We start from the raw sequence: 12,150 nt of genomic DNA on the forward strand, positions 1-12,150 counted from the left end.
ATGTATGTCTCCTTTGTATAATTAGGGTGGTAACTATATTATACAAAAAAGAGAGCTGAGTAAAACATTTTTTTTAAATGTTACTCAGCTTTTTTTATTATTTTTTAAATTGTGAGAAGAGAATACTTTTAATTTAGAAATTTAATGAAGTATATGATAAGTTAAAAACTAATAATAATGAAATCCAGTTTCTCCGGAAAAATTTTAAATAGTGTATAAATTTTTTTAAAATTGTTTGACATTATGTAAAAATAGATTATAATAAATACATAAACCTTATTTTCAAAAAAATGAAAATTAAAAAAGAGGTAATTATGAATAATCAAACTGGAAAATTACAAAAAGCTGTAATAGGTCTATCCAAAGATATTTTAAGTAGAGAAATAGAAAATAATTTAGATACAATAGTAAATTATTCAGAGAACTTAGAACTTTCTTTAGGAACAATACAAAAAGCTTTGAAAGAATTAACAGATATAAAAGCGATAGACTTAAGGAAAAAAGGTAAATATGGGACTGTTATCGAAAATATAGATTATAAAAAGTTATTAGAGATTTTAAAAATAAACTATCTTTTGTGTGTTATGCCAATAACATATTCCCAGAGGTATAAAAAAATAATGGATAATATTGCAAATAGTTTGAAAATACCTATCTCACTATATTTTTCTCATATGAGAGGTGGATATGTAAGACAAAAACTTATTGAAGAAGGAGTTTATCATTTTGGGGTGGTTTCAAAATTAGCTGCTCAAAATGCTATTGATAGTGGATTTAATTTAGAGATTATAGAGGAATTTGGTCCAAGAACTTATGTGACAAAACATGTTATTTTAAAAAGAAAAGATTGTAAAGTAATTAATGTTGGAAAAGATTCTGAATCTAATGATCATATTTTTTTAACAAATTTTAATTTTCAAAAAAATGAAAATATTAAAATTGTGGATATTAAATATTCAGAGGTTATTGAAAATCTAATTGCTAAGAAAATTGATGCAGCTATATGGAACTATGATGATGTTTTAGATAAAATGATACATTTGGAAAAACATGGAATAGTTATTGAAGAACTTAATGAAAATGAAGGGAATCTTTTAGCTACTGAATCTGTTATAGTAATAAGAAAAGGTAACGAAGTTATTAAAAATATATTTAAAAAGTTTTTTGATAAAGAAAAATTTAAACTTATAGACTAAATAAATATTGGAGGGGAAATGGATTTACAAACTAGATTGGAGATATTAAATAGTTCAAAAGCTATAACAGATTGTACAAAGGAAGTAATGTTAAATGTTATTCAAATGTTTAAGAAAATACATGAAATAGAATTAACCGAAGAGAATGGAGCAATGCTGATTACCCATTTATCAATGGCCATAATGAGAGTAAAAAATAATGAACCAGTAAAAACTATTGATGAAGATGTATTTAAAGAAACTTTAGAAAGTGAGCATATTGAAAAAGCAAATCTTATTTATGAGGATTTGTCAAAAGTTTTAGATGTAACTTTACCAGAAAATGAAAAAAAATATATGCTGGTAAATATTTGTGTGATTTTAGAAAATATTTAATAACTATAAAAATAAGAAGGGGTGAAAAGTATGAAAAGGATAGTAATAGGAGGACAAATTGATAAAGACAGATTAGCTCAAACTGTAAAAAATATTTGTGGAGACAGAGCAATTGTAACAATAAAAACAGATATAGAAGCTGCTATGGATGTAAAAACAAATATGGCAGATTACTATTTAGGAGCCTGTAATACTGGAGGAGGAGGAGCTTTAGCCATGGCTATTGCACTTTTAGGGGCAAATAATTGTGCTACAGTTTCAATGCCTGGTAATATAAAAAGTAATGAAGAGATTGTTGCTGAAATTGCAGCAGGAAAAAAGGCTTTTGGATTTACAGCACAACATATAGATACAGTTGTACCAGTTATTCTAGCAGAGATTTTAAAATAGGAGGTATAGATGAACTATATAGTTGCAGTTTTATTAGGAAGTTTAGCAGCACTTTTAGCTAACAGAGGAGTAGCTGTATTCAATGATGGATTGAGGCCTATTGTTCCTGAATTTTTAGAAGGAAGAATGGATAGAAAATCCTTAGCAGCTACAAGTTTTGCATTAAGTTTTGGTTTAGTTGTGGGATTTGGAATACCTTTTTCACTTACTACACATATAATTTTAATTCATAGTATTCTTTTAGGAACAGATATAATAGGATCGTCTTTTAGCTCTGATAAAAAAGGAATGGTATTATCAACTGTAGCTGGAGGATTTTATGGATTGCTTATAACTTTAGGATTAAAAGTTGTTGTAGATATTTTTGCTAAATTGCCAGTAAATTTTTTACCATCTCTTGGAAAAGTAGGTTCTCCTATTATAGTTGCTTTTGCTGCTTTTCCAGCTTTAGTGGTAGCTTATCAATATGGTTTTAAAAAAGGAGCTACAACTTTTGGATTGACAATAATTGTGAGACAAGTTATTCAGAAATATGGAACATTCATGTTTGATGGAAGTAAAATAGTTTTAAATCCAGATGGAATGGCTCTACTTATTGCTATGGTAATTATGATAACTTTTGCTATGAGAGAAAAGGTAGCAACAGATGCTCCAGGGTCAAATACAATGTTACTAAATATATTTGCTGCTAGGGTTGAAAGAATAAAGAAAAATATTTTAGGTTTAGCACTTATGGGAGGAATAATATCTGCTGCTATAAGTTTACATCTAGTGGCAGGAGATCCCATCTCTTTGAATCTTTTAGCTGATGGGAAAACTTCAGAAGCTGGACTTGCTGCTCTTGCTAGGGCTATTGGATTTGTTCCATTAGTTGCTACAACAGCTATAGCTACTGGGGTTTACGCACCTGCAGGAATGACATTTGTATTTGCTGTAGGAATCTTTTCAAGAAATCCTTTAATTGCTTTTGTTGGTGGAGCAGCAACTATATGCATTGAGATATATGCTCTTGGTGCCATAGCTAAGTTCTTAGACAAATTTCCTGGAGTAAAAGGATGTGGAGATCAAATTAGAACAGCCATGTCTAAAGTTTTAGAAGTTGCGTTAATTGTTGGAGGAATGATTGCAGCTGATGCTATGGCTTCAGGTCTTGGATATCTATTTGTAGCTGGAGTTTATTTATTAAATAAAACAGCTAAAAAACCACTTGTAGATATGGCAGTAGGACCAGTTGCTGCTATATTGTTTGGAATTTTATTAAATATATTTTCGATTTTAGGTTTATATGGTGTATAAAAAATTTAAGAGGAGTTTTTACTCCTCTTAAATTATAGTGAGGTGAAGAAATGAATTTAAAAGTTCTTTCTGGGATACAAAGAACAAAAGAGTTTTTAGGAAGAAGTGTAAAAAAGCAAAATCCAAATATAATTTTAGAACTTTTTAGAAAAAACTCTAACTATAAAACCTTTGGAATTAAAGATACCAGTGAAATAAGTGGTGAATTTATAGAAAAATTATTGATAAATGGATATTCGTGGAATACAATTGACAATTGCAGTGATAGGGGAAGAGCAGTAGATTTAAATCTTTTAAATCCTATTACTGGGAAATTAATGATTGGGTCATCCAGTGGAACAGCTATAAATATTTTGTATGGGCTAAATACCATAGGAATTGGAACTGATGGAGGAGGGTCTGTGTTGGGACCTGCCATTGGATTAAATCTTTATTCAGCATTATTGTCTGGAATTGGAATAAAGGGAAGAAGCAGAAAGAAATCTACAGACTCTATAGAATTCACTCCTGGAGTTGGGGTGATTGCTCAAAATTTTTCTGATTTAAAAGAGGTTTGTGAGATATTTTTAACAGAACCCCAAGAAAAAATAGAAAAATGTTGTGCACTGGATTTAGACTTAGAAGTTTATGAAAAATTAAGTAAAAATTATAAAATAGACCTTTTAAAGATTAGCGAAAGACCTTCTAGAAGAGAGGATATGATAACTTTTTTGAAAGATATATTTAAAAATTATAATGCCTTTATATACATAGAAAAAGATATAGAAATTGAAGGATTAGGAGATTCTGTTTTGGGTGTTATGGGTAAAAAAGCTAGTGAGATTCAAAAGAGTTCAAATAAAGGATTTTTAAAAGTTTTGAATATGATGGACTGTTCAGCAATAACTATTCCAACTAGAGATATTGGCAGTGCAATAGTTATAGCAGTGCCAAAGGGTAAAAAATATTTAAAATCTTTACTGGAAATATCATTCATTTTAAGTGAAGACAAAAGAGCAGAGCTTTATAAAGAGTATTTTTTAAATTATCCACTAAAAGAAATAGATAGTAGAGAATTTAAAAATTGGAGGGAATATGATTAAAGATATAACATATATGCATGAGCATGTAACAATTGATCTTTCCAAAGAGAAAAATAATATAGATTGTAAATTAGATTCTTTTGAAGAAACAAAAAAAGAGTTTTTAAGATTAAAAGAACTTGGAGTAACAAGAATTGTAGATGTGACTAATATAGGAATTGGCAGAAATGTAGATTATGTTATGAAAATGGAAGAAAGTACAGGATTAAAAATATATATGTCTACAGGTTATTATAAAGAACCGTTTTTACCAAAAGAAGTTGAGGAATTAAATGTCGAAAAATTAGCTCAAAAAATGATAGATGATATAAGAATTGGAATAGATGGAAAAAAGAAATGTGCAACATTTATTGGTGAAATTGGAACTGGTTTTAAAGTTATAACTGAACTTGAAAAAAAAGTTTTTCATGCAGCGGCTATAGCTCAAAAAGCAACAGGAGTTTTTATAACAACTCATACAAGTTTAGGAAAATTAGGGCATGAGCAGCTAGATTTTTTAGAAAATTTAAAAGCAGATTTAAATAAAGTTATTTTAGGTCATACAGCTTTAGCTAATAATTTAGATTATATAAGATCTCTTCTTAAAAGAGGGGTCTATATAGAATTTGATACTATTGGAAAAGATAGCTATTTACCTGATGAAATCAGAGCCCAGTTTATAAAAGAACTCTGTGATGAAGGGTGGAGTGACAAAATAATAATGTCTGTTGATTTAACAAGAAAATCCCATTTAAAAACCAATGGTGGAATTGGTTATGCATATTTAATTGAGAATTTTCTTCCAATGTTGAGAAAAATAGGAGTACAAGAGGTATTTTTAGAAAAGATATTAGTAGAAAATCCGAAGAAAATTTTAGGAGTTAGGAGTAAATAATGAAAACATACCCATTGGAATCAATAGGAATAGAAGCAGCGAAAGAAAAACAATTTAAAATGATAGATATAATAACAAGGTATTTTCAAGGACATGAGATTTTAACCAGAGGTGATCTTGGAGTTGTTAAAAAATTAAACAAGCCTTTAACTACAGAGAAAGCTGAAAAAGTTATAGCAGAGTTTTTTAATAGTGAAGCAGCAGTGCTTGTAAGAGGTTCAGGAACAGCAGCTATAAAGTGGGGGCTTTATAGTATTTTAGATGAGAAAAAAGTGAGAAAAGTATTAGTTCATAAAGCTCCAGTTTATCCAACAACTGATATAACTTTTAAAATGATGGGAATAGAAAAAATAGAGGCTGATTTTAATAATTTACATGAATTAAGAGAAGTATTGAAAAATAATAATTTTCAAGCTGCTTTAATTCAATATACTCGTCAAAAAATAGATGATTCATATAATATAAAAGAAGTTATTGATGAAATTAAGAAATATCAACTTCCAATACTTACAGATGATAATTATGCTGTTATGAAAGTAAAAGAAATTGGAAGTGAATTGGGAGCTGATCTTTCAGCATTTTCTACTTTTAAATTATTGGGACCTGAAGGTATAGGATGTGTAGTTGGAAAAAAAGAATTTATTGAAAAGATAGTTAAAAGTAATTACTCTGGAGGAGTACAAGTCCAAGGACATGAAGCATTAGATGTTTTAAAAGGTCTGGTATATGCACCTGTATCACTTGCTATTCAAGGAGAGGTAAATGACCAATTGTACACTTTATTTAATAATGGAGAATTAGAATTTATAAATGCAGCTTATCTTGTAAATGCACAGTCTAAAGTGATTATTGTGGAGTTAAAAGAAAATATTGCTGAAGAGATACTGATTCATGCTGAAAAATTAGGAGCTTTGCCAAACCCTGTAGGAGCAGAGTCAAAATATGAATTTTCACCATTGTTCTACAGAGTTTCAGGTACTTTTAGAGCTCTAGATTCGACTTTAGAAAAAAGAATGATTAGAATAAATCCCAATAGAGCTGGAGTAGAAACGATAGTCAGAATATTGAAAGAGAGTTATAGAAGGACAAAAGAGGTGAAATAATATGTTTTTGGATATTTTGCAAAAAAAGAATTCTGAATTAATAAAAGTTGCAATAGAACTTCATCAAAAGGGTGAAATATTACCAGATACATATATTTTAGATGTAGATGCTATTTTAAAAAATGGAAAAGATCTTTGCGAAAAAGCAAAAAAAAATGGAATAAAACTTTATGTTATGACAAAACAGCTTGGAAGAATTCCATATTTAGCTAAAAAATTAATTGAAATTGGATTTTGTGGTGTTGTAACTGTAGATTTTAAAGAAGCTTTAGTTATGATGAACAATGAAGTTAAACTTGGAAATGTTGGACATTTAGTTCAAATACCATCAGCTCTTGTGGAAAAAGTTATATGCCATAATCCTGAGATTATAACAGTTTATTCTTTAGAAAAGATAAAAGAGATAGATTTAATAGCAAAAAAATATGGAAAAATTCAAGATATAATGTTAAGAGTTTTAGAAAAAGACAGTAAAATATACTCTGGGCAAAGTGGTGGATTTTATTTAGATGAAATAAAAGAAGTGACTGAAAATATTTTAAAGTTTAAAAATGTTAGAATTAATGGGCTTACATCTTTTCCTTGTTTTTTATATAACTTTGATAAAAATATAATTGAAGGAACTAAAAATATTGAAACAATAAAGAAAGCTGAAAAAATACTGAAAGATATGGGAGTTATTGTAGAGCAACTGAATATGCCATCTGTGACATCTTTAGAAAATATTGAAGATATAAAGGCTAATGGCGGAACTCATGGAGAACCAGGGCATGCTCTTACAGGAACAACTCCATTTAACAGTAAAAATTCAGATGGAGAAATACCAGCAATTGTTTATGTATCTGAAATATCCCACAATTTAGATAAAAAATCCTATTGCTATGGTGGAGGACACTATAGACGTTCTGGAATGAAAAATATTTTGGTAGGAAAAGAGTTTGGGAAAATGAGAAAAGAAACAATAGAATTTCCTACTATGGAGAGTATTGATTATTATTTTGAAATATGTGGAAATAATGAAGTTGGAGAAACGGTTATTGGAGCTTTCAGAACTCAGATATTTGTTACAAGAAGCAATGTAGCACTTATAGAGGGAATAAAAGATAAAAAGCCAAAAATTATAGGTATTTATGACAGTTTAGGAAGAGAGATGTAATTATGAAAAGATTTGTGGTATTGGTATTAGATAGTTTTGGTATTGGTGAAATGAAAGATGTAAAAATAGTTAGACCACAAGATGTAGGAGCAAATACATATAGAAGCGTATTGGAGGGTAATCCCAATTTAAGTATACCTAATTTAGAAAAATTAGGTATTGCCAATGCAGCAGAACTAGAAATTGGTAATGTAAAATATTCAAAGGAAGCTGTATATGGAAAAGCAAACTTAAAGCATTTTTGGTGTGATACTTTTTATGGGCATCAAGAGCTTATGGGAACTTATCCTAAAAAACCTAAAGTTGAACCTTTTTATAAGGTTATTGATGAAGTAGAGAAAAAACTTAAAGAGTATGGTTATTCAGTTGAAAGATTTGGCTCTCCACGAGAGATACTAGTAATAAATAAGTGTGCCACTGTAGGGGATAACCTTGAGGCTGACTTAGGACAGGTTTATAATATAACTGGAGCTTTAGATCTCATAAGTTATGATGAATTGTTGAAAATAGGAAGAATTGTAAGAAATGTAGTAAAAGTTCCTAGAGTTATAGCCTTTGGAGGGGAAGAGGTAACACTAGAAAATATAAAAGATGCTTATGAGTGTAAAGACTTGTTTTTTGCAGGAATAAATGCTCCAAAGTCTGGAGTTTATAAAAAAGGATATCAAGTACAGCATATGGGATATGGAATCAATAACGAAGTACAACTGCCAAAGGTCCTAGAAGGAATAGCTAAAACTATTTTAATAGGAAAGGTTGCAGATATAGTTGAAAATCCAAATGGAAAATCTATTTTTGGTGTGGATAGTAGTGAAATTATGGATAGGTTAATTGAGGAGATTAAAGAAAATAAAGTTGGTTTTATTTGTGCTAATATACAGGAAACAGATTTAGCTGGTCATCAAGAGGACCCTATAAGATATGGAGATAGACTTGAAGTTGTTGATAAGAAATTAAAATTGGTTATGGAATTATTAGATGAGGAAGATATACTCATAGTGACTGCTGATCATGGAAATGATCCAAATATTGGGCACTCTAATCATACAAGAGAACTAGTACCAATTTTAGTCTATAAAAAAAATGGATTGAAAGGACTTAATATAGGTGAAAGAAAGAGTCTTTCAGATATAGGGCAAACTGTAGCTGAATATTTTGGAAGAGTACTTCCAGATAATGGAGAGTCTTTTTTAAAAAAATTATAGATTGTCATGTAATTTTTTATAGGAAAGCATAAAAAATTAAAAGAAAAGAGGATAGATATTTATAGATAGAAAGAAATGAAAGCTTGGTATATAAAAGATTAATTATGGTAAATATTAAAAATTTTTGAACCCATATAATTTTAGTAATAAAAATTCTGAAATTGATGGGTTTTTTAATATTTAAAAATAAAAATAAAAAGAGAAAGGATATGTATTTATATTATGAAGAGAAAGATAATAGAAAAAAATGAAACTCAAATTAAAATAAAAAATGTTTTGGATAGAAAGGGTGGAATATTTGAGAACAATAGATGTATATCAGTTTATGTCTATATGAGTATATATGAAAGAAGAAAGGCATGGGCAATATCAAGTATGCTATTTTTTATTAAGGATACCTGTGAATTCAGCGATATCAATGGAGGATTAAAAAATTTTCAAATTATAGATGAATTCAGAAGAAAATATATATTTTTTTTGTAAAATGGAGATAATGGAAGAATTTTATATAAATAACAAAATAATTTGATATAATTTATTATAAACTCTAATAACTCAAATTGCTTTATTAAGTAAAATAAGGTATTATAATTAAGCACAGTTAAAGAAATGGTCGCATAGCTCAGTTGGGAGAGCACCTGCCTTACAAGCAGGGGGTCATAGGTTCAAGTCCTATTGTGACCACCATTATGCTGGGGGTGTAGCTCAGTTGGTTAGAGCGCCTGCCTGTCACGCAGGAGGTCGCGAGTTCGACCCTCGTCACTCCCGCCATTTTTATTTCTTGCTGATTGTTAAATGCCCAGATAGCTCAGTCGGTAGAGCAGGGGACTGAAAATCCCCGTGTCGGTGGTTCGATTCCGCCTCTGGGCACCATTGATTTTATAATGGCGACGTCGCCAAGCGGTAAGGCAGAGGTCTGCAAAATCTCCATCACCAGTTCAAATCTGGTCGTCGCCTCCAAGTGAGGATAAAGCAATCTAAATATATAGGTTGCTTTTTTTTTATTTTCGAGGGATAATTAATTAAGAAGCAGTGGGAGGTACTTGAAAATGGATAAAAAACCCAAAATTGTTGTAATAGGTGGAGGAAGTGGAATTTCAGTTGTATTAAGAGGTTTGAAATATCTTCCAGTAGATTTGACAGCCATAGTAACTGTGGCAGATGATGGTGGAAGCAGTGGGCTTTTAAGAAAAGAATTTGATGTTCCTGCTCCTGGAGATATTAGAAATGTCATGGTAGCATTGAGTGATGTAGAGCCTTTAATAGAAGAGGTTTTTCAATATAGATTTAAAAAAGATAGTTTTTTGGGAGGACATCCACTTGGGAATCTTCTAATAATAGCAATGAAAGAATTAACAGGGGATATAAAGAGTGCAGTGGACAATCTTAGAAAGTTATTCAATATAAAAGGGAAAATACTTCCTGCTACAAGTGAGAAAGTTATTCTTATGGCTGAGAAAGAAAATGGAAAGATAATAGAAGGAGAATCAAATATTCCTGTAATAGGAGAAAAGATAAAAAGAATATTTTACAAAGAAAAAGTAGAGGCGCCAGAAGAAAATCTTAAAGCTTTAGAAGAAGCTGACCTTGTAATATTTGGAATAGGAAGCCTTTATACAAGTATAATCCCTAATTTACTTTTAGATGGAATAAAAGAAAGTTTGAAAAAATGCAAGGGTAAAAGGGTGTATATATGTAATGCAATGCAACAGCCAGGAGAAACAGAAGGATACACAGTATCAGAACATATAAAAGCTATAAATAAAAATATTGAAGAAGGAATAATTGATGAAGTTATTGTAGACTCTAGAGAAATTCCAAAGGAAATCCTTGAAAGATATAAAATGATGAGTAGTGACAGAGTGCTTTTGGACAGAGATGAATTAGAAAAGAGCAAAATAAAAATAATAGACAGAGATATTTTGGAAATAGATTCTAAAGGAATGGTGAGACATCATCCTTATAAACTTGCATCAACTATTTATTCTCTAATTGAAAATTGGGAGGAATTTTATGTATAAACATATTTTTGGACCAGTTCCATCTAGAAGACTGGGAATTTCTTTGGGTGTAGATTTAGTAAAACCTAAAAGCTGCAATATGAATTGTGTATTTTGTGAATGTGGAGCTACACCAAAACTTGCAGAGAAAAGAGAGAGTTTTAAGGATATAAAAGAAGTTGAAAATGAGATCAAATCAGTATTGAAAGATGTCAAACCTGATTATATAACCTTTTCAGGGAATGGGGAACCTACTCTTAGTAAAGATTTAGGAGAGATTATTAATTGGATAAAAGATAATACTGATGCAAATGTATGCTTGATAACAAACAGCCTTCTTTTAAATGATGATGAAGTTATAAAGGAAGTACAAAGAGCAGATCTTATAATACCCACATTGAATAGTGTAGATGATGATATATTTCATAAAATAAACAGACCTTCAAAAGATACACATATATCTATGATTATGTCTGGGTTACAAAAGTTATCTACTGTATTTAAAGGGAAAATTTATCTGGAGACTTTTATAATAGAAGGATTAAATGATGGAGAAAAACATATAAAAAAAATGGCAGAGTTTTTAAAAACTATAAAATTTACTAAAATACAGCTTAATTCATTAGCCAGAAGAGGAGCGGAAAGGTGGGTAAAACCTGCTTCTATTAAAACATTAAATAATGTAAAGAAGATATTTATGGAAAATGGAATTGAAAATGTGGAAATAGTAAAAGAACTTTCAGAAAGAAAAGAAAAAATTGAAATGGAAGAAGATTTAATAGAAAATATGAAGTCAATAAGAGAATATAGCGAAGAAGAAATGAAAAAAATTTTTAAGTCTAAAAGTAATAAAAAGTATTGAAAATATTAAGGTTGTAGCGGTCAATGAAAAAAAATGAAAAAAATAAGAAAAAAAAGTTTGACAAAATATGAAAAATATTGTAGTATAACAGATGTCCGAGAGAACAAAAGGACACCAAAACAATAATATGAAATGCCGCTTTAGCTCATCTGGTAGAGCAACTGACTTGTAATCAGTAGGTGATTGGTTCGATTCCGATAAGCGGCACCATATATGATGCCCCGTTCGTTCAGTGGTAAGGACATCAGATTTTCACTCTGGCAACAGGGGTTCGATTCCCCTACGGGGTACCACTACAACAACATAATAATTGGTGAGGTTCCCGAGTGGCCAAAGGGATCAGACTGTAAATCTGACGGCTCTGCCTTCGAAGGTTCGAATCCTTCCCTCACCACCATTATTACTACACTAAAATGCAGAGGCATGTTGTGTGGATTTTTTTTTAATTTTTTTTATGGAAAAGGGCAATATAAACTTAAAATAATAACTGATATATTTCGGAGGTAAGAAAAAAATGGCTAAAGCAAAATTCGAAAGAAGCAAACCCCATGTAAACATTGGAACAATTGGACACGTTGACCACGGAAAAACAACAACAACAGCAGCTATCT

At 30.1% G+C, this 12,150-nt stretch carries 13 protein-coding genes and 7 tRNA genes; all 20 read left to right on the plus strand.

The annotated features are described in order from the left end of the window. The first annotated feature begins 314 nt into the window (after nt 1–314). The gene (locus E6771_RS14650) at nt 315–1,196 is read left to right on the plus strand and encodes a YhfZ family protein (RefSeq protein ID WP_316092089.1); all 882 of its coding nucleotides are present in this window, start codon (nt 315–317) and stop codon (nt 1,194–1,196) included. An 18-nt stretch (nt 1,197–1,214) separates the two neighbouring features. Beyond that, nucleotides 1,215–1,571, plus strand: coding sequence for a PRD domain-containing protein (locus tag E6771_RS14655; protein WP_316092090.1), 357 nt, complete (start codon nt 1,215–1,217; stop codon nt 1,569–1,571). Between the two features lie 30 nt (nt 1,572–1,601). Continuing rightward, nucleotides 1,602–1,961, plus strand: a complete 360-nt coding sequence (locus E6771_RS14660; protein ID WP_316092091.1) for a DUF2620 domain-containing protein — start codon at nt 1,602–1,604, stop codon at nt 1,959–1,961. A gap of 9 nt (nt 1,962–1,970) precedes the next feature. After that, the gene (locus tag E6771_RS14665; RefSeq protein WP_316092092.1) at nt 1,971–3,257 is read left to right on the plus strand and encodes a YhfT family protein; all 1,287 of its coding nucleotides are present in this window, start codon (nt 1,971–1,973) and stop codon (nt 3,255–3,257) included. A 50-nt stretch (nt 3,258–3,307) separates the two neighbouring features. Next, complete coding sequence (locus tag E6771_RS14670; RefSeq protein WP_316092093.1) at nt 3,308–4,339, plus strand: hypothetical protein; 1,032 nt, start codon at nt 3,308–3,310, stop codon at nt 4,337–4,339. Further along, complete coding sequence (locus E6771_RS14675; RefSeq protein ID WP_316092094.1) at nt 4,332–5,213, plus strand: phosphotriesterase-related protein; 882 nt, start codon at nt 4,332–4,334, stop codon at nt 5,211–5,213. Before E6771_RS14670 ends, E6771_RS14675 begins: the two co-directional genes overlap by 8 nt. Next, nucleotides 5,213–6,316: an aminotransferase class V-fold PLP-dependent enzyme gene (locus E6771_RS14680; RefSeq protein ID WP_316092095.1), complete on the plus strand. Its 1,104-nt coding sequence runs from the start codon at nt 5,213–5,215 to the stop codon at nt 6,314–6,316. Before E6771_RS14675 ends, E6771_RS14680 begins: the two co-directional genes overlap by 1 nt. 16 nt (nt 6,317–6,332) lie before the next feature. Then, nucleotides 6,333–7,472, plus strand: coding sequence for an alanine racemase (locus E6771_RS14685; RefSeq protein WP_316092096.1), 1,140 nt, complete (start codon nt 6,333–6,335; stop codon nt 7,470–7,472). Between the two features lie 2 nt (nt 7,473–7,474). Next, nucleotides 7,475–8,677 carry a phosphopentomutase gene (locus tag E6771_RS14690; RefSeq protein WP_316092097.1) on the plus strand — a complete coding sequence of 401 codons (1,203 nt, stop codon included), beginning with the start codon at nt 7,475–7,477 and terminating at the stop codon, nt 8,675–8,677. Between the two features lie 222 nt (nt 8,678–8,899). Continuing rightward, complete coding sequence (locus E6771_RS14695; RefSeq protein WP_316092098.1) at nt 8,900–9,160, plus strand: hypothetical protein; 261 nt, start codon at nt 8,900–8,902, stop codon at nt 9,158–9,160. 128 nt (nt 9,161–9,288) lie between these two features. Then, nucleotides 9,289–9,364 (plus strand) — tRNA-Val (locus E6771_RS14700). A gap of 7 nt (nt 9,365–9,371) precedes the next feature. Then, nucleotides 9,372–9,448, plus strand: a tRNA-Asp gene (locus E6771_RS14705). Nucleotides 9,449–9,474: 26 nt separating this feature from the next. Continuing rightward, nucleotides 9,475–9,550 (plus strand) — tRNA-Phe (locus E6771_RS14710). A gap of 13 nt (nt 9,551–9,563) precedes the next feature. After that, nucleotides 9,564–9,637: transfer RNA gene (locus E6771_RS14715), tRNA-Cys, on the plus strand. Nucleotides 9,638–9,726: 89 nt separating this feature from the next. Further along, the gene (locus tag E6771_RS14720; protein ID WP_316092099.1) at nt 9,727–10,698 is read left to right on the plus strand and encodes a YvcK family protein; all 972 of its coding nucleotides are present in this window, start codon (nt 9,727–9,729) and stop codon (nt 10,696–10,698) included. Beyond that, complete coding sequence (locus E6771_RS14725; RefSeq protein ID WP_316092100.1) at nt 10,691–11,539, plus strand: radical SAM protein; 849 nt, start codon at nt 10,691–10,693, stop codon at nt 11,537–11,539. The genes E6771_RS14720 and E6771_RS14725 overlap by 8 nt, the downstream gene beginning before the upstream one ends. Before the next feature lie 134 nt (nt 11,540–11,673). Beyond that, nucleotides 11,674–11,749: transfer RNA gene (locus E6771_RS14730), tRNA-Thr, on the plus strand. Nucleotides 11,750–11,757: 8 nt separating this feature from the next. Continuing rightward, a tRNA-Glu gene (locus E6771_RS14735) sits at nt 11,758–11,832 on the plus strand. A gap of 19 nt (nt 11,833–11,851) precedes the next feature. Beyond that, nucleotides 11,852–11,936, plus strand: a tRNA-Tyr gene (locus E6771_RS14740). Nucleotides 11,937–12,053: 117 nt separating this feature from the next. Then, the coding region (locus E6771_RS14745; RefSeq protein ID WP_316092101.1) for a GTP-binding protein at nt 12,054–12,150 on the plus strand (97 nt) is incomplete at its 3' end.

This window comes from Fusobacterium sp. (genome assembly GCF_032477075.1).
Lineage (GTDB): Bacteria > Fusobacteriota > Fusobacteriia > Fusobacteriales > Fusobacteriaceae > Fusobacterium_A.

Coding starts and splice junctions, on each gene's coding strand:
- E6771_RS14660 (WP_316092091.1), top strand. CDS start 1,602: ATGAAAAGGATAGTAATAGGAGGACAAATTGATAAAGACAGATTAGCT.
- E6771_RS14670 (WP_316092093.1), top strand. CDS start 3,308: ATGAATTTAAAAGTTCTTTCTGGGATACAAAGAACAAAAGAGTTTTTA.
- E6771_RS14720 (WP_316092099.1), top strand. CDS start 9,727: ATGGATAAAAAACCCAAAATTGTTGTAATAGGTGGAGGAAGTGGAATT.
- E6771_RS14665 (WP_316092092.1), top strand. CDS start 1,971: ATGAACTATATAGTTGCAGTTTTATTAGGAAGTTTAGCAGCACTTTTA.
- E6771_RS14680 (WP_316092095.1), top strand. CDS start 5,213: ATGAAAACATACCCATTGGAATCAATAGGAATAGAAGCAGCGAAAGAA.
- E6771_RS14650 (WP_316092089.1), top strand. CDS start 315: ATGAATAATCAAACTGGAAAATTACAAAAAGCTGTAATAGGTCTATCC.
- E6771_RS14675 (WP_316092094.1), top strand. CDS start 4,332: ATGATTAAAGATATAACATATATGCATGAGCATGTAACAATTGATCTT.
- E6771_RS14725 (WP_316092100.1), top strand. CDS start 10,691: ATGTATAAACATATTTTTGGACCAGTTCCATCTAGAAGACTGGGAATT.
- E6771_RS14655 (WP_316092090.1), top strand. CDS start 1,215: ATGGATTTACAAACTAGATTGGAGATATTAAATAGTTCAAAAGCTATA.
- E6771_RS14695 (WP_316092098.1), top strand. CDS start 8,900: ATGAAGAGAAAGATAATAGAAAAAAATGAAACTCAAATTAAAATAAAA.
- E6771_RS14690 (WP_316092097.1), top strand. CDS start 7,475: ATGAAAAGATTTGTGGTATTGGTATTAGATAGTTTTGGTATTGGTGAA.